Genomic DNA, 21,157 nt, shown 5'->3' with positions numbered 1-21,157 from the left:
CGCTCGGCGGAGGGCGGACTCGGTTCATTGCGGTGCTCGTCGTGCTGCTGATCGGTGCGGCCTGCGGCATCGTCTGGGAGCGGCTGCGCGGAGCGGAGGCCACTCATCGCCGTATCGCCGCCGCGCGCGCGACGTGGGCGAGCACGCGGAACGATGCCTCGCTCGACGCAGACGGGCCGGCCGATCCGCGGGATGCCGCAGTGGCGCTGCCTCGCGGTTGGCGGGTCACGGCGGCCCGTGGCCGACTTCGCTTCCGGGTCTCGGGCACGACGGTGCGCGCGGAGACCTGGGTGCTGCGGGCGCAGGACGGATCGCGCCGGGCGCCCCGACGCCGGGAGATCGTGGCCGCGGATGCCCCGACCGGAGGCATCCGCCTGCTGGTGCCGATCGGCGACTCCGCCGATTCGCTGCTGGTCGCACCGGCCTGGGCGCACGACACCCAGCCGCCGGAGCCGGCCTGGGGCGCCGCCGTGCGCGCACGCGTCGCCCGGCACGACGATCTGCTCGCCGCGCTGACGATCGGCGATGATCGTGTCGTGCTGCTCGCCCTCGACGACCCGCGGCCGTGCACGATGCTCGCCCGCGCTCGGCTCGTGCGGGACGTCGTCGCGATGATCCCGTAGCCCGTGCCGCGACCTCGGTCGCCACGGTACGGCGACGATGTCCCACCCTGCCGATAGCCTCGGAGTCAGGCAACGGAGAGGGGCATCGTGCGGGTCATCACGGCGGAGAATCGCGTGGTCTGGAGTGCGAGCGATCTGAAGCTCGCGGCGGAGTGCGAGTTCGCCTGGGCGCGAGCACTCGACGCCAAGCTCGGTCGGATCCCCGCCGTCGAGGACCCGGAGGATGCCACGCTCGAGCGCGCGGCCCGGCTCGGCGACGCGTACGAGATCACCGTGCTCGAGAAATACCTCTCCGAGTTCGGCGAGTCTTCCGGTGGCGGTGCGGGCGTGGTCGTGCTGCCGAAGGTGTCCTCCCGGGATGTCGATGCCCTCGACGGCGTGGTGGCCGACACCGTGCGGGCGCTCGAATCCGACGCATCCGTGATCTACCAGGCCGCGTTCTCGACATCGGAGTTCGTCGGGTTCGCCGACTTCCTGAAGCGCGACGAGCCGGTTCCAGGCGAGAGCACCAGGCGCTGGCGCGTGCAGGACTCCAAGCTCGCCCGCACGGCTCGCTCGACAGCGCTCATGCAGTTGGCGGCATATGTCGATCAGCTCGACGCGCTGGGCATCCCGCGCTCCGACGAGGTGGACCTGATCCTCGGTGACGGCAGTATCAGCACGCACCGCGTCGCCGATGTCCTGCCGCTGTTCCACGTGCGCCGCGCCCGGTTGCGTGCCATCATCGCCGACCGGGCGATCGAGGCGGGAGCCGCAGGCGCACCGCTGGCGTGGGGCGACGACCGCGGCGAGCTGCAGATCACCGCCTGCGGGCGCTGCGCGACCTGTGAGGCGCAGGTGCTCGCGCATCGCGACCTGCTCATGGTCGCCCGCATGCGGCCCGTGCAGCGGCAGCGGCTGCGCGCGGCCGGCATCCTCACCATCGACGATCTGGCCGCGGCATCCGATGCCCCCGACGGGATGAATTCCGACACCTTCACCGCGTTGCGAGCGCAGGCGCGGTTGCAGGCCGGACTGGCGCTCGAGCCCGGTGACGTGCCGCCGTACGAGCTGGTCTCGGCGAGTGCGATCGGCATGATGCCACGCCCCAGCCGCGGTGACATGTTCTTCGACTTCGAGGGTGATCCGCTGCACACCGAGCCTGGCGAGCCGCCGCTGTGGGGCATCGACTATCTGTTCGGCTGGGTCGACGATGACGAGCAGTACACCGCACTGTGGGCGCACACCTTCGCCGACGAGAAGCAGGCGCTGCTGGACTTCCTCGCCTTCGTGAAGCTGCGCCGACAGGCGCATCCCGACATGCACATCTACCACTACGCGCCCTACGAGACCGCGCACCTGTCGGCCATGGCCGCGCGCTACGGGGTGGGCGAGGCGGATGTCGACCGGCTGCTGCGCAAGGGCGTCTTCGTCGACCTGTACCCGATCGTGCTGCGGTCGGTGCGGATCGGATCTCGTTCGTACTCGATCAAGAAGCTCGAACCGCTGTACATGGGCGCCGAGGTGCGCACCAGCGACGTGCAGAAGGGCGATGACTCGATCGTGCAGTACGTGCAGGCGCGAGCACTGCAGCATGCCGGGAAGGACGCCGAGGCGCAGGAGATCCTCGACGACCTGGCCGACTACAACCGCTACGACTGCGTCTCCACCCGGCGGCTGCGCAACTGGCTGGTCGGGCTGGCCCGGCAGGAGGGCGTGGTGCCCGCGCCGCCCGACGACCCGGAGACCCGCGCCTACGAGCCGTCTCCACTGTCCCTCGCCCTGCAGGCCGAGGCGCTGCACGCCGAGCACGAGGGGCGCAGCGGCGAGGAGTTCCGCGTCGCCGCCGCCGCGATCGACTACTACCCTCGCGAGGCGAAGAGCTTCTGGCAGGGGCACTTCCAACGGCTGCGGGAGCCCGTCTCGGTCTGGGCGTCCACGCGCGACGTGCTGCGGATCGACGAGCCCCGCAGCGGCGTCGATGAGGACTGGGGCGTCGCCGAGGGTCAGCGTGCGCAGACCCGGCTGCTGCGGCTGCGCGGCGAGGTGGCGCCCGGCAGCACCGTGGGCGTCGGCGGCAGGCCGTTCGCGCTGTACGACGTGCCCACGCCGTTCGCGGCGTCCGCGCCATCGCGGGTGATCCACGTGCCGCACGAGGTCGAGATCGTCGAGGTGCTCGACGATGGCTTCCTGGTGCGCGAACGCACTGTCGGTGGTCAGACCTGGGACGCGCTGCCGATCGCCCTCGCACCGGCATCACCGCCGAACGCGGCGAGCCAGCAGGGCGCCATCGAGGAGTGGGCGGCCTCGGTGCACCACGCCGCACCCGGATTCCCCGCCGACGCCGCCACCGACATCCTGCGCCGCATCGCCCCGCGCACGCGGTCGGGTGCAGGGCTGCCGGATGCCGGTGATGACCGCATCGACGCCATCGTGCGCGGCATCCTCGATCTGGACGACAGCTACCTGGCCGTGCAGGGCCCTCCCGGTACGGGCAAGACGTACACCGGATCACAGGTCATCGCCCGGTTGGTGAACGAGCACGGGTTCCGGGTCGGCGTGGTCGCGCAGTCGCACGCCATCGTCGAGAACCTGCTGGAGCGCGTCGTCGCCGACGGCGTGCCTGCGGCGAAGGTCGCCAAGAAGCCGAAGAGCGGGGATGCCGGTGAGCACCCCTACACGTCGCTGGGGCGCGACGGCATGGCGGCGTTCCTGGCCGAGCATGCCCAGGGCGGAGCCGTCGTCGGCGGCACGGCCTGGGACTTCAGCAACACCCGCCGAGTGGACCGCAAGGGCCTCGACCTGCTGGTGATCGACGAGGCCGGGCAGTTCTCACTGGCGTCGACGATCGCCGTCGCAGCAGGAGCGCAGCGCTTGCTGCTGCTGGGCGATCCGCAGCAGCTCCCGCAGGTCAGCCAGGGCACGCACCCCGAGCCGGTGAACACCTCGGCGCTGGGCTGGGTGATGGACGGGGACTCGGTCATCGACCCCGCATTCGGCTACTTCCTCGAGAAGTCGTGGCGCATGCATCCTGAAGTCGCGCAGCCCGTCTCGCAACTGTCGTACGCCGGCCGGCTGGCCTCCGCCGACGGCACCGACGGCCGTGTCGTCGAGGGCGTCGAACCCGGGCTGCACGTGATCCCGCTGCGGCATCGCGGCAACGCCACGCAGTCGCCGGAGGAAGGAGCCGAGGTGCTGCGCATCGTGCGCGATCTGGTCGGCCGTGCGTACACGGACGGGATGGAGAGAGCCGTCCCACGCCCGCTCGAGCAGTCGGACATCATCGTGGTCGCCCCCTACAACGCGCAGAAGCAGCTCATCCACGACGAGCTCACCAGTGCCGGCTTCGGAGAGGTCGCCGTCGGCACGGTCGACAACTTCCAGGGCAAGGAGGCCGTGGTCTCCATCACCTCGCTCGCCGCCTCCAGCGGGCGCGATGCCCCGCGCGGGCCGGAGTTCCTGCTGCTGCAGAACCGGCTGAACGTCGCCATCTCGCGCGCGAAGAGCGTCGCCTATCTGGTGCACTCGCCGGCGCTGCTGGACGATCTGCCGTGGACGCCGGAGGGCGTCGCGCGTCTGAGCGCCTTCGCCCACCTGGTCGGGGCGGACCGCTCGTGAGAGGTCCGATGACACACACACTCGACGACGTCCTGCGCGCCTCGGCGGCCTGGGTCTGGTTCCCCCGCGACGGCAAGCACGAGAACACCGGGCTGCAGCTGGTGCGCTACCCGGCCCGCCTCGGTGGCGGGGTGAAGGCGTCGATGGTGCAGTCGCAGCTGGATGCGGCGGGCGTGCTCGACCACGCGATCGAGCGCACCCGCGCCTGGGGGGAACCGTCGCTGACGTTCTGGACCAACGCCTCCGACAGCCCCGATCTCGAGGTGGAGCTGCAGCGCCGAGGAGCGGTGCACACCGACACGGTCGCCGTGTTCGCCCGGCCCATCGACGGGCTCTCCGTCGAGGTCCCGGAGGGCGTCACGGCCGAGGTGGTCCGTACTCTCGAGCAGGTGCGCGAGGTGGATGCCGTCAACGTGGCGGTGTGGGACCAGCATCCGCTCGACGAGCAGGGACTGCGGGACGAACTGGACGAAGTCTCATCGGGACTCGAATCAGGCGAGGGCGCACGCGTGCTGGCACGCCTGGACGGCAGGGCCGTCAGCACCGGCGGATGCACGATCGTCGACGGATTCGTGCGGCTGTGGGGCGCGGCGACGCTCGCCGACGCCCGCGGTCACGGCGCCTACCGGGCTGTGCTGGCGAAGCGGCTGCGCATCGGCGCGGAACTCGGCGCGATCACGGCCATCGTGAAGGGCCGCATCTCGACCTCCGCCCCGATCCTCGCCCGCGCGGGCTTCGCGCATTACGGCGACGAGCGCGCGTACGTGCTGAGCGTCTGATACCCGGCATCCGCTCCACCCGCGGGTGTGCTCGCTCGCGCTGCTCTTCTCGTTGTGCGCGCCTGTTCTCACCGTCGCGCGGCAGTCTTCGACCGACGCGGCGCAGATATGCGCAGCGTCGGTCGAGAAGAGCCGCGCGAAGCGGGGCGGCCGCTGGGGGCCCCGCTGAGATCAGACCGCTCAGATCAGACCGCTGAGATCAGACCGCTGAAATCAGACCGTGCCGTACAGACGGTCGCCGGCGTCGCCGAGGCCGGGCACGATGTAGCCCTTGTCGTTCAGTCGCTCGTCGAGCGCGCCCAGTACGAGGGTCACGTCGCGGTCGCCGACGAGCTCCTCGATCGCCGCGACGCCCTCGGGCGTGCCGATCAGGCAGATCGCCGTGACGTCCTTGGCGCCGCGGTCGAACAGGAACTGGATCGCCGCCCCCAGGGAGCCGCCGGTGGCGAGCATCGGGTCGATGGCGAAGCACTGCCGGTCGCTGAGATCGGCGGGCAGGCGCTCGGCATACGTGCTCGGCAGCAGGGTCTCTTCGTCGCGCACCATGCCGAGGAACCCGACCTCGGCGGTGGGGATGAGCTTGACCAGTCCCTCGAGCATGCCGAGGCCGGCGCGCAGGATCGGGACGACGATCGGCCGCGGCTCCGCGATCTTCACGCCCATGGTCTTGGTGACCGGCGTCTGGATCTCGATCGGGGACACCTTCACATTGCGTGTGGCCTCGTAGGCCAGCAGCGTCACCAGTTCCTCGGTCAGCTGGCGGAACACCGGCGACGGGGTGTTCTCATCCCGCAGCACCGTGAGCTTGTGAGTGATGAGGGGATGGTCGGCCACATGAACGCGCATGGGTACAGATTACTGGGCGGTGGCCCTCGCCGCCGCACAGGCCTTCATCACTGCGCACTAGGCTCGACCGCATGACCGCCTACGACGAGCCGATGACGCGCGCGCTCGCGCTGGCCGCAGCGGCCAGTGCTGCGGGCGATGTGCCGGTCGGGGCCGTGGTGCTGGATCGGGAAGAACGCATCGTCGGCGAGGGGCACAACCTGCGCGAGGTCACCCACGATCCGACCGGCCACGCCGAGATCGTCGCACTGCGCGCCGCCGCCGAAGCCCACGGCGGCTGGAACCTCGAGGACCACACGCTCGTCGTCACCCTCGAACCCTGCGTGATGTGCGCGGGCGCCATCCTGCAGGCCCGCATCGGACGCGTGGTGTTCGGAGCCTGGGACGACAAGGCCGGAGCGGCCGGCTCCATGTACGACCTGCTGCGCGACCGGCGGCTGCCCTACCGCGCGGAGGTGATCGGCGGCATCCGCTCCGACGAGGCGACAGCGCAGCTGCGCGCCTTCTTCGAGTCGCGCCGCTAGCCAGAGCGAGTCGGCGCCCTCACTCGCGGGGCCCGAATGGCTGCCTCAGCTCGCGGGAGTGCACCATATGCGACCCGCGACACACGCGGGCGGAGACGCACCTTGCTCGCGGGGCCCGAATTGCTGCCTCAGCCCGTGGGAGGCGACCATCTGCGCCCCGCGAAGATCCGCCCTGCGTGAGGCCCCACGAAGGTCAGCCCCGGGCAACCGCCACGGCGGCATCCGCCAGCCTCGCGACCAGCGTGAGGTACGACTGCGCGTGCTCGTCGTAGTACCCGACGTGCCGGCCGTGCTCGTCGACGGCGGTCTGCGAGGCGTGACCTTCCACGGCCGCACCGACGGTCGACCCGCCGTCCACGGCGGGTGCCTCGCCGCCGTCGCTGCTGTAGACGATCGCGCCGGCGATGTCACGCGGGTCGACCGGATGCTGCCCGAGCCTGCCCAGCGGCGCGATGCTGTCGTTCGCGCCCTCGGTGGCATACAGCACCAGGTCCTCGCGGGCGATGGCCTCCGTCAGCGCCACCCTGGCCGCGTGCGTGACGCCGGCCGACGCGATGGAGAACGCTGTATGCACGTCCTCGCCGATGTTCATCGCGAACAGCTCGCCCAGCAGCGTGGACGAGTACGAGTACGTCACCAGCGCCACGCGGGCGTGCGCATTGCGCGGCTCCAGCCGGTCGATGTCCACGGCCAGGCGCGCCGCGCCCACGGTGGCGTGCTTGGTCGCGAGCGCCGACACGTGGGTGCCGGAATCCCAGGCGAACCAGGCGATCACGGCCACGTTGCGCGGCTCGCCCCGCACCACGCAGGAGCGGATCACATCCGCGCACAGCCGCTGCGCGGCATCCGCCCAATCCGGGAACTGATCGAGTCCGGTGTCGATGCCGTGCAGCAGGAACACGATCAGGTCGGCGTGCTCGATGTCGCCGAATGAGACGACGGCCTGCGGGCCGGGGTCGACCATCGCCAGCGACTCCAGGTGCGCCTGGGAGTCGCTCTGCAGCACGGTCAGCACATTGCGCAGCTTCTGCTCGGTGGCCGGGGGCAGGTCCGGGCGGGCCAGCTCGGCGTGGAGCTCGTCGAGAGGGGAGGTCACGACGGCGGTCAGTCGGAGGACTTCAGCACGAACGCGTCCGTCGGGGGCTCCGGATCCAGCGCCGGCCGGTACACATCCGGCTCCAGGTAGATCACGCGTGCGGCAGGAACCACGGCGCGGATGCGCCGTTCGATCTCGTCGATGTCGGCTGCCGCGTCACGAACGGGCTTGTCGGCGGCCAGTGCGATCTTCGCGGCCACCATCAGCTCATCGGGGCCCAGGTACAGGGTCTTGATGTGGATGAGCTTCTGCACATCGGGGCCGCCCGAGATGGCATCGACGATGCGGTCGTAGTCGGTCTGGTTCGCGCCCTCGCCCACCAGCAGGCTCTTCGTCTCCGCTCCCAGGATCAGCGCGATCACGATCAGCAGCAGGCCGATCATCAGCGTGCCCAGGGCGTCGAACAGCGGGTTGCCGGTGATGAGCGTGAGCCCCACGCCCAGCAGCGCGAACGTCAGGCCCGTCAGTGCCCCGGTGTCCTCCAGCAGCACGACCGGCAGCTCGGGCGCCTTGGAGCGACGCACGAACGACACCCACGACTGGCCCTTCTCGCGCACCGCGTTGCTCTCGCGCACCGCCGTGCGCAGCGAGTACGACTCCAGCGCGATCGAGACGACCAGCACGGCCAGCGGCAGCCACCACCACGCGCGATCCAGCTCGTGCGGGTCGATGAGCTTCTGCACGCCCTCGTAGACGGCGAACAGGCCGCCCAGCGAGAACAGCACGATCGAGACGACGAAAGCCGACACGTAGCGCTCGCGGCCGTAGCCGAACGGATGCTCGCGGTCGGCGTTCTTCTGCGCCTTGCGGCCGCCCAGCATCAGCAGCAGTTGGTTGCCGGAGTCGGCGACGGAGTGGATGGCCTCGGCCAGCATCGAGGCGGAGCCGGAGAGCGCCCAGGCGATGAACTTCGCGAGGGCGATGCCCATGTTCGCCAGGAATGCCGCGATGATCGCCTTGCTGCCACCGGATGCGCTCATGCCACGAGTCTAGGGCTCGCATCCGCACATCCAGAGGAGACCTCGCGGCTCGTAGGATGGCGGCATGGTCGATTCGCTTCCCTCTCTCGCGTTCCTCGGTGCCGGTTCGATGGGAGGAGCGATCCTGCAGGGCGTGGTCGCCTCGGGTGTGCCGGTGGACGGCGGCATCGTCGCCACGAACCGCACCAGGGAGAAGGCGGACGCCCTGGCATCCCTCGCCGGCGTCACCAGCGTCGCGCTGGGGGAGAACCCGGACGGCAACACGGATGCCGCATCGAAGGCCCGCATCGTCATCGTGGGCGTCAAGCCCGTGATGGTGCCAGACCTGCTGCGGCAGATCGCCCCCGTGCTGCGCGAGGACGCCATCGTCGTCAGCATCGCCGCCGGCGTCACGCTGGACACCTTCGCGGATGCTCTGGGTGCGGGCGTGCACAGCATCCGCTCCATGCCGAACACCCCCGCGACGGTCGGCCGGGCGGTCACCGGAATCGCAGCCGGTGCCTCCGCGACCCCCGAGGACATGGCGATCGTGCGCGCCCTGTTCGAGACCGTCGGTGCGGTCATCGAGGTGCCCGAGTCGCAGATCGACCCGCTCTCCACCGTCTCGGGCTCCGGCCCCGCCTACGTGTTCCTGCTCATCGAGGAGCTCACGAAGGCGGCATCCGGGATGGGATTCTCGGATGCCGACGCCCGGCTCATGGCCGAGCAGACCTTCATCGGCGCGGCCGAGCTGCTTGCGGCATCCGGCGAGGATCCTGCCGAGCTGCGCCGCCGCGTGACCAGCCCCAAGGGCACCACGGAGCGCGCCATCGCCGTGATGCAGGACGCGCATCTCGACGACATGTTCGCCCGGGCGACCGCTGCCGCGCTCGCGCGTGCGAAGGAGCTCGCAGCCGGCGCGTGAGCGGGCGCCGGCTGCCGGATCCCAGGATGCCGCGCTCAGACGCTCTCGATGTGCGCCACCAGCGCCGCGCAGAACTCCTTCGGACGCTCCAGATGAGGGGCATGGCCGACGCCCTCCCAGTTCAGCTCGGTCACCTTCCCACCGTCCGCCGCGTAGGCATCCAGCACGTCGCGGGTCTGAGAGACCATCTCCTGCGAGGGAGCGGCGTCGGCACCGGGCCAGCCGGGGATGATCCCCAGCACACCCAGGTGGTTGAGATGGAAGAACGAGGTGTCCGAGACGATGGCATCCGCCGTGCCGTGCACCCACAGCACGGGCGGCTTCTCGTCGAGATCGACGATGCCGGCCACGTTGAAGTACTGCGGCGCCATGGTGTTCAGCACGCCGCTCGCGCCCGCCGCGAACCCGGGCCAGTTCTCGCTCGCGACAGCGTCGCCGGGGTAGTTCCCGGCCGCCGTGGACGTGCTCAGCATGGATGCCACCCACACGTCCTCGTGCGGGGACGAGTATCCCGCGGACACGTAGCTGGAGCGGAACACGCTGCGCGGCGAGGTGTGCGCGTCGGCCGTGGTGTCGTCGTCCTGCAGGCGCTGCACGAAGTCGGGGTTGGCGCCGCCGCCACCGCATCCGGCATCGTCGTCGGTCAGCCGCGAGCCGTCGCGACGGGTCCCGCCGAACCCGTACGGCGACACCGGCGCCTGCAGGGTGAGGCTCTCGACCCGGTTATCGAGCGCGTACTGCATCACGATGCCGCCGCCCATCGACCAGCCGACCAGGTGCGCCGAGACGACGCCGAGCTCCGAGAGCAGCTCGGCGATGTCGTCGCTGTAGTCACGCAGACCCCGGGTGGCGTCGACCGGCTGCGATCCGCTGCCGCCGAACCCCCGCAGGTCGACCGCGATCACGCGCAGGGACGCCGGGAGGCCCAGCATGACCTCCTGCCAGAACAGTGCCGACGACACGTTCCCGTGCACGAGCACGACGGTGCGCCGCGGAGGAGCCGCCTGGTCGTCGCCGACGCGTTCGAGGATCTGCGTCGCCAGTCGCGACGTGGTGATGACACGGGAGGTGATCCCGTCGAACAGGGTGCTTTCGGGAGTGCTCATGCGGGGTCCTTCGTGCGGGACGCGGCCACGGTGCCGCGTGCTGAGCACGACTCTAACGCCCGGAGGCGATAATGTGAACCGACTTTCAGGTTTTCAGCGGTCCAGGCCGGAGAACCGCTCGATGTCGCTGTTCGTCCCGGACACGATGATGAGGTCGTGGTTGGTGACCACTGTGTCCGCCTCCGCGTAGCGGAACGGCTTGCCCGGGCTCTTCACGCCCACCACGGTGACCTTGTACTTGGTCCGCACGCCGGACTCGTTCAGCTTCACGCCGCGGATGAACTTGGGCGGGTACATCTTGGCCAGCACGAAGTCGTCGTCGAACCGGATGAAGTCCAGCATCCGTCCGCTCACGAGGTGGGCGACGCGCTCGCCGGCCTCGCGCTCGGGGTAGATGACGTGGTTGGCGCCCACGCGGGCGAGGATCTTGCCGTGCGACTGCGAGACGGCCTTGGCCCAGATCTGCGGCACCTTCAGATCGACGAGGTTGGCCGTGATGAGAACGGATGCCTCGATGAGGGAGCCGACGGCCACGACCGCGACCTGGAAGTCCTGTGCCCCGATCTGGCGCAGCGCGTCCATGTTGCGGGCATCCGCCTGCACGGTGTGCGTGACGCGCTCGGACCACTTCTGCACGAGGGTGAGGTCCTCGTCGATCGCGAGCACCTCCCGGTCGAGCCTGTCCAGCTCGCCCGCGCAGGCGGCGCCGAAGCGCCCCAGGCCGATCACGAGCACCGGCGCGTCGCCGCGAACCATGTCAACCAACGATCGGCCTTTCCACGGGCAGCGAGTACAGCTGCGAACGGGATGTCGCGGCGACCGCCGCGGCGAGAGTCACTGTACCAACGCGCCCCATGAAGATGGTCGCCGCCAGCACGTAGGACCCGGCGTCCGGCAGCGCCTCGGTGACGCCCGAGCTGAGACCGACGGTGCCGAACGCGGAGATCACGTCGAAGAGCACATCCACCACCGGCAGTTTCGTGATCTGCGTGATCGCGATGGTGGAGATGGCCACGATGGTGGCACCCCAAGCGACGACCGAGAGGGCCACGCGCTGCACGTCGGAGGGGATGCGACGCCCGAACGCCTCCACGGACTGGCGGCCCTTCGCCTCCGACCACACCGCGATCGCCAGCACCGCGAGCGTGGTCACCTTGATGCCGCCGGCGGTGGATGCCGAGCCGCCGCCGACGAACATGAGCATGCACGCCACGAGCATGGACGACCCGTTCAGATCGGACATGTCGATCACGTTGAACCCGCCGGAGCGTGTCATCGCGGAGAGGAAGAAGGCCTGGACGGTGGTGTCCACGACATCCATCGATCCGAAGGTGCGCGGGTTGTCGTACTCCAGCAGGAGGAAGACGGCGGCGCCCGCGAAGAACAGCAGCACAGTCGTCACCAGGGTCAGCTTGGAGTGCAGCGACCAGCGCTTGAAGTGCCAGACGTGCTTCGCCAGCGAGTAGATCACCGGGAAGCCGATGCTGCCGAGGAACACGCCCGCCATCAGCAGGATGAGCACCAGGTAGTCGTCGCCGAACGCCGCCACGCCGCCGGCATTGGGGGCGAATCCGGTGTTGGTGAACGACATGGCCGCGAAGTACGGCGCCTCCCACAGCGCGGAGACGGGGCTCACGCCGGTCATGATCAGCGACGGGTAGAGGAGCACGGCCAGGCCGCCCTCGATGATCAGCGCCGAGAGCGCCACGGTGGTCAGCAGCTTGCCGACCTCGCCGAGCCGCACGGTCTGACTCTCATTGACCGGCCCGCCGTGCGCGCGCAGCGGGTTGGTGTCGCCGGCGGCCATCAGCTTGGCGCTCAGTCCCAGTCGCTTCGAGATGGCCAGACCCATCAGCGAGGCCAGGGTCAGCACGCCCAGTCCGCCGATGTTCACGCCGATGAAGATGACCACCTGGCCGAAGCCCGACCAGTGCGTGCTCATGTCCACGGTGGAGAGCCCGGTGACGCAGATCGTGGAGACTGCGGTGAACAGCGCATCGCTGAGCCGCGTGATCGTCCGGGACGCCGACGAGATCGGCAGCGAGAGCAGCGCGGTGAAGAGCAGGATGAGGGCCGCGAAGATGACGATCGCGAAGCGCGAGGGCGACGCCGTGATGATGTGCCGCACCCGTCGCGCCGCGGCCTTGAGTCCGCCTCGAGGAGAGGATGCCGACAGGATGCCCGACATCGATCCCCCTTCACTCGCGCGCGCGACGACCTTCGCCGAGCCTTGCACATGGTACTCCGGAGGGCCCGGACGACACGGCCCAGGCTAGGAGAGCAGGCACTCGGCGACTACCCTGAGGGCATGACCGACATCTTCGACGTGATCGCGGACGGCACGAGGCGCGACATCCTCCAGCTGCTGCTGAGCCGTTCCGCCGACGGCGATGCCGGCACCAGCGTCACGGAGATCGTCAGCGAGCTGGGGGTCAGCCAGCCCACCGTGTCCAAGCACCTGAAGGTGCTGCGCGAGTCCGAGCTGGTCACTGTGCGCGAGGAGGGGCAGCGTCGCTTCTACAGCCTGGCGGTCGCGCCGCTGGAGGTCGTGGACGACTGGCTCGTCCCCTTCCTGATGGATGCCTACGGCGATCAGGCGCCCGACATCGACTATCCGGTCGTGCCGCTGCCCGACGGCGCCGCGCATGCGGCGGAGGTCGTGGGCAGGGCCGCGGCGTCGGCGAAGCATGTCGTGACCAGTGCGTTCAAGCGGCTCGGCAGTTGACGCGTTTCACACGAATCACTTCCATCACAGCGGTTTACAGCCGTCACAGCTACCCCATATGCTGTGCATCAGCAGAAAGGGGTACGTGGGATGCCCGATGTTCAAGACGTCAAGTTCCTGACGGTGGCCGAGGTCGCCGAGCTCATGCGCGTGTCGAAGATGACCGTGTACCGGCTGGTGCACGCCGGCGACCTGCCGGCGATCCGGTTCGGCCGCAGCTACCGCGTCCCCGAGTCGGCTGTGGTCGAGGCGCTGCGGCGCCCCATCGCCGACGCCGGGTGAACGAGGCCGCCCTCGAGCGGACGTAGGATGGTCCGGTGCGGTTCGGGCGCGGGTTCACCGTTTGCTAGAATCGTCTGAGGCATTTTCCGTGCCCGTACCCGGGTGCCCGCCTTCGTGGCATCCAGCCCCTGACTTAGTGAGGTTTCCGTGGGTTCAGTCATCAAGAAGCGCCGCAAGCGCATGGCGAAGAAGAAGCACCGCAAGCTGCTTCGCAAGACTCGCCACCAGCGCCGCAACAAGAAGTAAGCGGCACGACACGAGCGCCTCCTCACTGGTCCCTGAGCCGGTCGAAGGGGGCGCTTGGCGTCTGGCCGCCGCCCCCGACGTGCTCGATCAGTGAAGGAAGACCATGAAGTCCATCGACGTCGCCCAGCTCGCCGCCCGTCACGGTGTGCCCCTCATCGACGTGCGCGAGCCCGACGAGTACGCGTCCGGTCACGTTCCCGGGGCGATCAGCATCCCCATGTCGGAACTGGTCGACCGCCTCGAGGAGCTTCCGAACGAGGCCTTCGACGTGATCTGCCACGGTGGCGGTCGTTCGTCCCGCGCGGTGCGAGCCCTGGAGTCGCAGGGGTACGACGCCACCAACGTGGAGGGCGGCACCAGCGAGTGGATCGCGCAGGGGCATCCGGTGGAGAAGTGACCACGCTCACCCTCATCGGCAAGCCGGACTGCCACCTCTGCGAGGTCGCGAGCGAGGTCGTCGATGCGGTCGTGGCGGAGCTTCCGGATGCCGCGGCCGAGCGGCTCGAGATCGTCGAGAAGTCCATCAATGACGACCCGGCGCTGTACGAGCTGTGGTGGGAGAAGATCCCGGTCGTGCTCATCGACGGGCGCTTCCACGCGCAGTGGCGGCTCTCGCCGGAGCGCCTGAAGGATGCTCTCGAAGCGGCGGTCACGTGATCGCTCTCCGCGGCTCTGAGTTGTGATCAGCAGAACTCAGCAGAGTTCACGACTTCTGTCCATAGTGCTTCATACAAATGTGCATAGTCGAAACTCAACTGTGATCACGAGCCATCGCCATACGTTGGTGGGCGAAGCCCCCTCATGTCAAGATGAATCCCAAACCCGTTCCCGGGCGTATCGCCCGTCACATTGGAGTGACCATGAACCGTCGTCCCCTTCTCGCAGGCCTCGCTGTCGTCGCGGCCGCCGCCATCGCGCTCACCGGCTGCGCCAGCGACCCGGGCTCGGGCACGGACACGCCCAGCAAGGCGGCGTCGGGCCCGGACTACGGCCTCGTGCAGTCCGGACAGATCACGGTCTGCTCGGACATCCCCTACAAGCCCTTCGAGTACGAGGAGACCACCGGCTCCGGCCAGTACACCGGATTCGATGTCGATCTGCTCACCGCCATCGCGAAGAAGCTCGACCTGAAGGTGCAGTTCCAGGTGACGAACTTCGACACTCTGCAGTCCGGCGCCGCGCTGCTTGCGGGCCAGTGCGACATGGGTGCTTCCGCGATGACGATCACCGACGAGCGCAAGAAGAACATCGACTTCTCCGACCCCTACTACGACTCGCTGCAGTCGCTGCTGGTGAAGGCGGACTCGGGGATCAAGAGCATCAACGATCTCTCGGGCAAGAACGTCGGAGTGCAGCAGGGCACCACGGGTGAGAACTACGCGAAGGAGCACGCGAAGGGCGCCAACCTCGTGCAGTACTCCGACGACGGCGTGCTCTGGCCGGCTCTTCAGGGCGGGCAGATCGACGCGATCCTGCAGGACCAGCCGGTCAACGTCGAGCACGAGAAGGCTGACAAGAGCTACAAGATCGTCGAGACGTACAACACGGACGAGAGCTACGGCTTCGCGTTCGCGAAGGGGCAGAAGACCGAACTGCGCGAGGCCATCAACAAGGAGCTGAAGGCGCTCAAGGACGACGGCGAGTACAAGACGATCTACGACAAGTACTTCACGGCCAACTGATCGGCGCAGGCACGCAGAAATGGCTTTGAGAAAGCGGACCCGAACACGGGTCTATCACTACACCATCTATGTGGTGATCATCGCGCTGATCGTCTGGGCGGTGCTCGCCACCGACTGGCCGACGGTCGCAACGCAGTTCGCGAATCCCGAGGTCGCGATGAAGATGCTGCCCGGCATCATCACCGTCGGGTTGAAGAACACCCTGCTGTTCACGATCGAGTCGTTCACCGGTGGCCTCATCCTCGCGATCATCCTGGCGCTGATGAAGCTCAGCAGCATCCCGCCGTTCCGCTGGGCGGCGACGATCTGGATCGAGTTCTTCCGCGGCATCCCGGCGCTGATGACGATCTTCGGCTTCGCACTCATGCTGCCGATCGCTCTGAAGGTCAAGATTCCCGGTGGACCCGTCGGCGCGGCGACGCTCGCACTGATCGTCGTGTCCTCCGCGTACATGGCTGAGACCATCAGGGCCGGCATCCAGGCCGTGCCGAAGGGGCAGACGGAGGCTTCGCGGTCTCTCGGCATGTCGTCGATGAAGACGATGTTCTTCATCGTGCTCCCGCAGGGGTTCCGCATCATCATCCCGCCGCTCACCAACGAGTTCGTGCTGCTGCTGAAGGACACGTCGCTGTTCTTCATCGCGGGAGCGACGCCGCTGACGTATGAGCTGACGACATATGCGCGCAACGGTCTGTCGACCTACGCGAACGCGACTCCGATGGTGATGGCGGCGCTCCTGTATCTGGTCGTGACGATTCCGCTGACACGCTTGACCGCGTGGCTGGAGCGGCGGATGGCGAGGGAGAGATGAGCACGGATCTGATCGATGTCCACGCCCCGGCGATCGACATCCAAGGGCTGGTCAAGCACTACGGTGACAACGAGGTGCTCAAGGGCATCGACCTGACGGTGGTGGCGGGCGAGGTCGTCTGCATCATCGGGCCGTCGGGCTCCGGCAAGTCGACGCTGCTGCGTTCGGTGAACCTGCTCGAGCAGCCCACCGGCGGGCACATCTTCATCGAGGGCATCGACGTCGTCGACGAGGACACCGACCTCGACCGGGTGCGCCAGCGCATCGGCATGGTGTTCCAGCAGTTCAACCTGTTCCCGCACATGAGCGTGCTGGGCAACCTCACCATCGCCCAGCGACAGGTGAAGAAGCGCGGCAAGGCCGAGGCCGAGAAGGTCGCGCGGGAGATGCTGGGCCGGGTCGGGCTGGCCGAGAAGGCGGATGCCTATCCCAGCCACCTCTCCGGAGGGCAGCAGCAGCGCGTGGCCATCGCACGCGCGCTGTGCATGAACCCCGACATGATGCTCTTCGACGAGCCCACGTCGGCGCTGGACCCCGAGCTGGTCGGCGAGGTGCTGCAGGTGATGCGGCAGCTGGCCGACGAGGGCATGACCATGCTGGTGGTCACGCACGAGATGGGCTTCGCCCGCGAGGTCGGCTCCCGGCTGATCTTCATGGACGGCGGGCACATCCTCGAGCAGGGCGACCCGCGCGAGGTGCTGGCCAACCCCCAGCATCCGCGCACGCAGGACTTCCTGTCGCGCGTGCTCTGACCGGGCCGCAGACGCGAAGAAGGGTGGGATGCCACGGCATCCCACCCTTCTCGCATGTCAGTGCTCGACTTCGACGACGTCGGAGTCGGCGTTGCGGCGCACCGAGTCGATGCCGTTCAGCGCTCCGGACTTCGACGAGTAGCCCTGGCCCGTGGCGATGACCTCTCCGTTGCCGGCCTTCAGGCGGAACCGCCAGTCGCCGCCCTTGTCCTGATACAGCTCGTACTTGCCAGCCATGTCGATTCCTCTCCCTGAGGGTTCGGGGCGTCATCGCCCTCCTGGCATCACGCTAATACGCGGTCGCGACCGCCGGGAAGGGGCAATCCGCGCCGAACCCGCGACCATCAGCATTCGCATAGCTCGCTCGTGGCCGGCTCGAAGCCGGCGAGTCCTAGCATTGGCAGGCCGGGGCGCTCCCCGAGTGGGACGGGAAATGCGGATGCTGAACTGGGTGCTGAATGCGGACATCCTCGCGGGGCCGGTGCCGTGGACCGCGTGGGGCATCACCGCGCTGTGCGTGGCCATCCTTCTCGTGCGGCGCTACACGCCCCGCCGCCTGTTGCGCGCCGTGCTGGCCATCGCGGTCGGCAGCGCACTGGGATTGGCGCTGAACTGGATGCTGGATGCCGTGGACGCCTTCGGCACGCCGCTGCCCGGACAGGTCAAGTGGTGGGCGGCAGGCGGTTTCGCCGCGGTCGCGCTGGGAATCGTGAGCCTGTGGGACTCGAAGGCGCTGCGCAAGATCACGGCGGTGCTCACCATCGTCTTCGCGCTGGTCTCGGCGACCCTCGGCATCAACGCGGCCTTCGGGCTGGATCGCAATCTCGGCGACCTGCTGGAGATCTCGACGCTGGCGCCCGTCGGGGCGCTGCCGAAGCCCCTGGCGACGCCCACCGCTTCTGCCGACCCCCAGCCGCTGTACGCCACCTGGAAGGCTCCGGCAGACATGCCGCGCCAGGGCGAGGTGAGGCAGCTGTCCGGTGCGCAGCGCATCCCCTCCACGGCCGGGTTCGTGCCGCGCGACGCATCGATCTACCTGCCGCCGGCGGCTCTCGTGAAGGATCCGCCGGCGCTGCCCGTGATGGTGCAGATGATGGGCCTGCCCGGGAGCCCCACCCCCACCGCCATCAAGACGGCCGTCGACGCGTACGCCGCGAAGCACGACGGACTGGGCCCCATCGTGATCGTCGCGGACCAGCTGGGATCGTCGCGGCAGAATCCCGGATGCGCGGACTCGAAGGCGTTCGGCGGCGTGAACACGTACTTCAACGTCGACATCCCGAACTGGATCCGCACTCACCTGCGCGTGCTGCCGGGACCCGCGAACTGGACCATCAGCGGATACTCCAACGGCGGGGCGTGCTCGTTCCTGTACGGCGCGCAGCATCCCGAGATCTGGGGGTCGCTGCTGGACATCTCCGGCGAGGAGTGGCCGGGCATGGAGAGTCCGAAGCCGGTGGTGAGCCTGGTGTTCGGCGGAGACAGGGCGGCGTTCGACGCCAACAAGCCCGCCAGCGTGCTGGCCGCGCACCCCGGCGCCTACGCGGGGCGCACGGCGGTGTTCACCGCCGGCGGCTCCGATCACGTCTACGGACCGCACGCGCAGCATGCGGCCGAGCTCGCAAAGGCCGCCGGATTCAGCACCACCTACTACGCCGTGCCCGGCGCCGGGCATGTCGGACCCGCGCTGTCCGGCGGCCTCGACGAGGGGCTGCGGGTGCTCGCGCCGCTCTGGGGGCTCCAGCCATGAGGGTCCGCCTGCTGCGGATGCTGCGCGCGCACCCCGTCACCGTGGGCTTCTGCCTGCTGATCACGCTCACCGGCCTGGCCTTCGGCACGCTGCGGGGCGCGCATGCCGAGCGGCTCTCCGTCAGCCCGGAGGGCCTCGAGGCGGGACAGTGGTGGACGCCGCTGACCGCGCTGATCGTGCCGGACTCCGTCATCGAACTGGTCCTGACGGTGGTCCTCGCGGCGGTGGGCCTGGCATATGCCGAGCGACTGCTCGGGTCCTGGCGCACGGTGGTCGCGTTCCTCGGCACCGGCATCCCGGCGATGCTGGCCGGCGTGGGGGTGCAGGACCTGTCGACCGAGCAGGGCGCGGCCTGGGCTCGGATCTCGCGCGAGGTGCTCGATCCCGCCGTCGGCGTGGTCGGTGCGGCCATGGTGGCCAGCGCCTTCGCGCCCGTGCTGTGGCGCAGGCGGATCCGGTTGCTGGGCCTGTCTGCGCTGATCATGTTCACGCTGTACAGCGGCGACATCGACAGTGTGTACCGACTGTGCGCGGCCGTCATCGGCCTGGTCGCCGGCGCCCTTTTCGCACGAGGCCGGGTCCACGTCCCCTGGCGCCGCAGCTCGTTCGGCGAGGTCCGCACCCTGGTCGCGGCCGTCGTCGCGGTCACCGGCATCGGCCCGCTGGTCGTGCTGATCACCGGTCGGGGCGTCGGCCCGCTGTCCCCTCTCGTGCAGGGCCTGCGCGGTGCGGGCGTCGATGCCCTGCTCACGCGCTGCGGCACGAGGCTCTCGGATCACTGCGCGGTCGGGGTCGGTGGTGGATTCGCCGCAGGCTTCGGGCCGCTGCTGATGAGCCTGGTGCCGCTCGTACTCGCCGTCGTCGCCGCTATCGGCCTGCGTGCAGGGCGCCGGGCTGCGCTGCTGCTGGCTGTCGCGGTGAACCTCATCGTGGCGGTGCTGGCCGCGATCAGCATCGGCAGCGACGATCTGCGGCATCCGGTGGAGCTGGCGGTCATCGATCGGTACTTCCCCGGGTTCGCCGTGGTGGGCATCGTGGTGCCGCTGGCCGTCTGCGTGCTGCTGGTGCTCACCCGCCGGCGTTTCGGCGTGCGCGCGGAGCGCGGTGCGGGCAGGCGCTTGGCCGTCACGACTGTGCTGACACTGGTCGTGCTGGCGGGCGCCGACATCGCGATGGTCGTGTCGTCCGGCGTCGAACCGCTCACCAGCGCCCTGGACGCGCTGCGACGGTTCCTGCCTGCGGGCTTCGCGCATGCGCACGTCGTGCATCGCATCGCTGGCATCGCGAACATCGCCCGACAGGCCATCGGCCCGGTGTTCTGGGCTGTGTTCATCGTGGCGATGATGCGACTGCTGCGGAGCCCGGCGAGGGCGCCGGAGAGCGTGGACGACGAGCGCTACCGCGGGCTGCTGCGCGTGCACAGCGGCACCATGGGGTTCCTGGGCACCTGGGAGGGCAACCGGCACTGGTTCACGCCCGACGGCCGCGGCGGCATCGCGTACCGCGTGGTGTCGGGCTTCGCCATCAGCGTCGGGGATCCGGTGGGAGAGGATGCGGATGCCGTGGTGCGCGGCTTCGTGGACCATTGCGATCGGCAGGGACTCTCGCCCGTGCTGTACAGCGTGCACGACGATACGCTGCGCAGCACCCGAGCACTGGGCTGGTCGGACATGCCCGTGGCCGAGGAGACCGTGGTGCCGCTGGAGCGCTTCTCGCTGGACGGCAAGGCGTGGGCGAAGGTGCGCCAGCCGTACCGGCGCGCCGACCGGGACGGCCTGCACGCGGAGTGGACGCGCTGGGTCGACCTGACACCGGGCATGTCGGTGCAGCTGGACGCACTCAGCGAGCAGTGGATCGCCGAGAAGGCACTGCCCGAGATGGGCTTCACACTGGGCGGTGTGGAGGAGCTGCGCGATCCTGACACGGCGCTGATGATCGCCATCGGTCCGCAGGGCGAGCTGCAGGCCATCACCAGCTGGCTGCCCGTGCACGAGGGCGGCGAGCTGGTCGGCTGGACGCTGGACTTCATGCGCCGGGCGGATGGCTCGATGCCGGGCGTGATGGAGTTCCTGCTGGCGTCCGCCGCACTGCGGATGAAGGCCGAGGGACTGGCGTTCATGAGCCTGTCCGGCGCTCCGCTCGCGCAGACCGTTCAGGCGGATGCCTCGGACGGGCGCACGCAGGGGATGCTGGGGCTGCTGACCTGGCTCGGCGGCGTGCTGGAGCCCGCCTACGGGTTCCGGTCGCTGCTGAGCTTCAAGGCGAAGTTCCACCCCGACCGGCTGGCCATGCACATGGCCTATCCCGATGCCGCGCAGCTGCCGGCGATCGGCATGGCCATCGCCCGCGCCTACCTGCCGCATGTCACGCCGTCGGAGTATGTCGCACTGGCGCGCACCCTGCGCGACTGAGCCCCGGTGCTTCGACGGGCTCAGCAGCCCGTGGCTGGCTCCC

Annotated in this window: 22 protein-coding genes; 15 read left to right on the top strand and 7 right to left on the bottom strand. The window is 69.2% G+C overall.

Going from position 1 to position 21,157, the window contains the following annotated elements:
• The first annotated feature begins 32 nt into the window (after nucleotides 1-32).
• From Q0568_RS11520 to Q0568_RS11510, 3 genes are all read left to right on the top strand, one after another.
• On the top strand, nucleotides 33-623 hold the full coding sequence (locus tag Q0568_RS11520) for a hypothetical protein (RefSeq protein WP_298866590.1): 591 nt from the start codon (nucleotides 33-35) through the stop codon (nucleotides 621-623).
• Nucleotides 624-710: 87 nt separating this feature from the next.
• Nucleotides 711-4,220, top strand: coding sequence for a bifunctional RecB family nuclease/DEAD/DEAH box helicase (locus Q0568_RS11515; RefSeq protein ID WP_298866588.1), 3,510 nt, complete (start codon nucleotides 711-713; stop codon nucleotides 4,218-4,220).
• Nucleotides 4,221-4,228: 8 nt separating this feature from the next.
• Nucleotides 4,229-4,999, top strand: coding sequence for a hypothetical protein (locus Q0568_RS11510; protein WP_298866586.1), 771 nt, complete (start codon nucleotides 4,229-4,231; stop codon nucleotides 4,997-4,999).
• 213 nt (nucleotides 5,000-5,212) lie between these two features.
• Here Q0568_RS11510 and upp read toward each other — a convergent pair whose 3' ends face one another.
• Nucleotides 5,213-5,845 (bottom strand): uracil phosphoribosyltransferase, encoded by a 633-nt coding sequence (gene upp, locus Q0568_RS11505; RefSeq protein WP_298866584.1) that lies wholly within the window; start codon nucleotides 5,843-5,845, stop codon nucleotides 5,213-5,215.
• Nucleotides 5,846-5,916: 71 nt separating this feature from the next.
• Here upp and tadA point away from each other — a divergent pair, with 71 nt between their 5' ends.
• Entirely contained in the window at nucleotides 5,917-6,369 is a 453-nt protein-coding gene (tadA, locus tag Q0568_RS11500; RefSeq protein WP_298866582.1) for a tRNA adenosine(34) deaminase TadA, read from the top strand.
• Between the two features lie 193 nt (nucleotides 6,370-6,562).
• On the opposite strand, the gene Q0568_RS11495 is transcribed toward tadA, so the two are convergent.
• Nucleotides 6,563-7,465, bottom strand: a complete 903-nt coding sequence (locus Q0568_RS11495) for an alpha/beta hydrolase (RefSeq protein WP_298866578.1) — start codon at nucleotides 7,463-7,465, stop codon at nucleotides 6,563-6,565.
• 8 nt (nucleotides 7,466-7,473) lie between these two features.
• Complete coding sequence (locus Q0568_RS11490; RefSeq protein WP_298866574.1) at nucleotides 7,474-8,445, bottom strand: cation diffusion facilitator family transporter; 972 nt, start codon at nucleotides 8,443-8,445, stop codon at nucleotides 7,474-7,476.
• Between the two features lie 64 nt (nucleotides 8,446-8,509).
• Here Q0568_RS11490 and proC point away from each other — a divergent pair, with 64 nt between their 5' ends.
• Nucleotides 8,510-9,349: a pyrroline-5-carboxylate reductase gene (gene proC, locus Q0568_RS11485; protein ID WP_298866572.1), complete on the top strand. Its 840-nt coding sequence runs from the start codon at nucleotides 8,510-8,512 to the stop codon at nucleotides 9,347-9,349.
• Nucleotides 9,350-9,384: 35 nt separating this feature from the next.
• Here proC and Q0568_RS11480 read toward each other — a convergent pair whose 3' ends face one another.
• From Q0568_RS11480 to Q0568_RS11470, 3 genes are all read right to left on the bottom strand, one after another.
• Nucleotides 9,385-10,455 carry an alpha/beta hydrolase gene (locus Q0568_RS11480; RefSeq protein WP_298866569.1) on the bottom strand — a complete coding sequence of 357 codons (1,071 nt, stop codon included), beginning with the start codon at nucleotides 10,453-10,455 and terminating at the stop codon, nucleotides 9,385-9,387.
• Nucleotides 10,456-10,548: 93 nt separating this feature from the next.
• A complete protein-coding gene (locus tag Q0568_RS11475; protein ID WP_298866567.1) occupies nucleotides 10,549-11,220 on the bottom strand; it encodes a TrkA family potassium uptake protein in 672 nt (223 codons plus the stop codon).
• Nucleotides 11,213-12,643: a potassium transporter TrkG gene (locus tag Q0568_RS11470; protein ID WP_298866565.1), complete on the bottom strand. Its 1,431-nt coding sequence runs from the start codon at nucleotides 12,641-12,643 to the stop codon at nucleotides 11,213-11,215. Before Q0568_RS11470 ends, Q0568_RS11475 begins: the two co-directional genes overlap by 8 nt.
• Before the next feature lie 120 nt (nucleotides 12,644-12,763).
• Between Q0568_RS11470 and Q0568_RS11465 the strand changes: the two genes are divergently transcribed.
• From Q0568_RS11465 to Q0568_RS11430, 8 genes are all read left to right on the top strand, one after another.
• Nucleotides 12,764-13,180 carry a metalloregulator ArsR/SmtB family transcription factor gene (locus tag Q0568_RS11465; protein WP_298866563.1) on the top strand — a complete coding sequence of 139 codons (417 nt, stop codon included), beginning with the start codon at nucleotides 12,764-12,766 and terminating at the stop codon, nucleotides 13,178-13,180.
• A gap of 90 nt (nucleotides 13,181-13,270) precedes the next feature.
• The gene (locus tag Q0568_RS11460; RefSeq protein ID WP_298866561.1) at nucleotides 13,271-13,462 is read left to right on the top strand and encodes a helix-turn-helix domain-containing protein; all 192 of its coding nucleotides are present in this window, start codon (nucleotides 13,271-13,273) and stop codon (nucleotides 13,460-13,462) included.
• A 147-nt stretch (nucleotides 13,463-13,609) separates the two neighbouring features.
• On the top strand, nucleotides 13,610-13,708 hold the full coding sequence (locus tag Q0568_RS11455; RefSeq protein ID WP_003792170.1) for an AURKAIP1/COX24 domain-containing protein: 99 nt from the start codon (nucleotides 13,610-13,612) through the stop codon (nucleotides 13,706-13,708).
• A gap of 103 nt (nucleotides 13,709-13,811) precedes the next feature.
• The gene (locus Q0568_RS11450) at nucleotides 13,812-14,105 is read left to right on the top strand and encodes a rhodanese-like domain-containing protein (protein ID WP_298866558.1); all 294 of its coding nucleotides are present in this window, start codon (nucleotides 13,812-13,814) and stop codon (nucleotides 14,103-14,105) included.
• The gene (locus tag Q0568_RS11445) at nucleotides 14,102-14,365 is read left to right on the top strand and encodes a glutaredoxin family protein (protein WP_298866541.1); all 264 of its coding nucleotides are present in this window, start codon (nucleotides 14,102-14,104) and stop codon (nucleotides 14,363-14,365) included. The genes Q0568_RS11450 and Q0568_RS11445 overlap by 4 nt, the downstream gene beginning before the upstream one ends.
• Nucleotides 14,366-14,568: 203 nt before the next feature.
• Nucleotides 14,569-15,390 carry a basic amino acid ABC transporter substrate-binding protein gene (locus tag Q0568_RS11440; RefSeq protein ID WP_298866539.1) on the top strand — a complete coding sequence of 274 codons (822 nt, stop codon included), beginning with the start codon at nucleotides 14,569-14,571 and terminating at the stop codon, nucleotides 15,388-15,390.
• A 70-nt stretch (nucleotides 15,391-15,460) separates the two neighbouring features.
• Nucleotides 15,461-16,201, top strand: a complete 741-nt coding sequence (locus tag Q0568_RS11435) for an amino acid ABC transporter permease (protein WP_298866537.1) — start codon at nucleotides 15,461-15,463, stop codon at nucleotides 16,199-16,201.
• Complete coding sequence (locus Q0568_RS11430) at nucleotides 16,198-16,953, top strand: amino acid ABC transporter ATP-binding protein (protein ID WP_298866534.1); 756 nt, start codon at nucleotides 16,198-16,200, stop codon at nucleotides 16,951-16,953. The genes Q0568_RS11435 and Q0568_RS11430 overlap by 4 nt, the downstream gene beginning before the upstream one ends.
• 57 nt (nucleotides 16,954-17,010) lie before the next feature.
• Here Q0568_RS11430 and Q0568_RS11425 read toward each other — a convergent pair whose 3' ends face one another.
• On the bottom strand, nucleotides 17,011-17,190 hold the full coding sequence (locus Q0568_RS11425; protein WP_298866532.1) for a YegP family protein: 180 nt from the start codon (nucleotides 17,188-17,190) through the stop codon (nucleotides 17,011-17,013).
• Between the two features lie 196 nt (nucleotides 17,191-17,386).
• Between Q0568_RS11425 and Q0568_RS11420 the strand changes: the two genes are divergently transcribed.
• A complete protein-coding gene (locus Q0568_RS11420; RefSeq protein WP_298866530.1) occupies nucleotides 17,387-18,703 on the top strand; it encodes an alpha/beta hydrolase-fold protein in 1,317 nt (438 codons plus the stop codon).
• Nucleotides 18,700-21,114: a DUF2156 domain-containing protein gene (locus tag Q0568_RS11415; RefSeq protein ID WP_298866528.1), complete on the top strand. Its 2,415-nt coding sequence runs from the start codon at nucleotides 18,700-18,702 to the stop codon at nucleotides 21,112-21,114. The genes Q0568_RS11420 and Q0568_RS11415 overlap by 4 nt, the downstream gene beginning before the upstream one ends.
• Nucleotides 21,115-21,157: the final 43 nt, after the last annotated feature.

The sequence above is a fragment of the uncultured Microbacterium sp. genome, assembly GCF_937927635.1.
In the GTDB taxonomy this organism is placed as follows: domain Bacteria; phylum Actinomycetota; class Actinomycetes; order Actinomycetales; family Microbacteriaceae; genus Microbacterium.
This window is presented reverse-complemented; position numbering and strand designations above follow the sequence as displayed.

Bases quoted from the DNA above. Each gene is read 5' to 3' on its own strand.
- Q0568_RS11510 (WP_298866586.1), top strand. From the start codon at position 4,229: ATGACACACACACTCGACGACGTCCTGCGCGCCTCGGCGGCCTGGGTC.
- upp (WP_298866584.1), bottom strand. From the start codon at position 5,845: ATGCGCGTTCATGTGGCCGACCATCCCCTCATCACTCACAAGCTCACG.
- tadA (WP_298866582.1), top strand. From the start codon at position 5,917: ATGACCGCCTACGACGAGCCGATGACGCGCGCGCTCGCGCTGGCCGCA.
- Q0568_RS11490 (WP_298866574.1), bottom strand. From the start codon at position 8,445: ATGAGCGCATCCGGTGGCAGCAAGGCGATCATCGCGGCATTCCTGGCG.
- proC (WP_298866572.1), top strand. From the start codon at position 8,510: ATGGTCGATTCGCTTCCCTCTCTCGCGTTCCTCGGTGCCGGTTCGATG.
- Q0568_RS11480 (WP_298866569.1), bottom strand. From the start codon at position 10,455: ATGAGCACTCCCGAAAGCACCCTGTTCGACGGGATCACCTCCCGTGTC.
- Q0568_RS11470 (WP_298866565.1), bottom strand. From the start codon at position 12,643: ATGTCGGGCATCCTGTCGGCATCCTCTCCTCGAGGCGGACTCAAGGCC.
- Q0568_RS11465 (WP_298866563.1), top strand. From the start codon at position 12,764: ATGACCGACATCTTCGACGTGATCGCGGACGGCACGAGGCGCGACATC.
- Q0568_RS11460 (WP_298866561.1), top strand. From the start codon at position 13,271: ATGCCCGATGTTCAAGACGTCAAGTTCCTGACGGTGGCCGAGGTCGCC.
- Q0568_RS11450 (WP_298866558.1), top strand. From the start codon at position 13,812: ATGAAGTCCATCGACGTCGCCCAGCTCGCCGCCCGTCACGGTGTGCCC.
- Q0568_RS11440 (WP_298866539.1), top strand. From the start codon at position 14,569: ATGAACCGTCGTCCCCTTCTCGCAGGCCTCGCTGTCGTCGCGGCCGCC.
- Q0568_RS11430 (WP_298866534.1), top strand. From the start codon at position 16,198: ATGAGCACGGATCTGATCGATGTCCACGCCCCGGCGATCGACATCCAA.
- Q0568_RS11425 (WP_298866532.1), bottom strand. From the start codon at position 17,190: ATGGCTGGCAAGTACGAGCTGTATCAGGACAAGGGCGGCGACTGGCGG.
- Q0568_RS11420 (WP_298866530.1), top strand. From the start codon at position 17,387: ATGCGGATGCTGAACTGGGTGCTGAATGCGGACATCCTCGCGGGGCCG.
- Q0568_RS11415 (WP_298866528.1), top strand. From the start codon at position 18,700: ATGAGGGTCCGCCTGCTGCGGATGCTGCGCGCGCACCCCGTCACCGTG.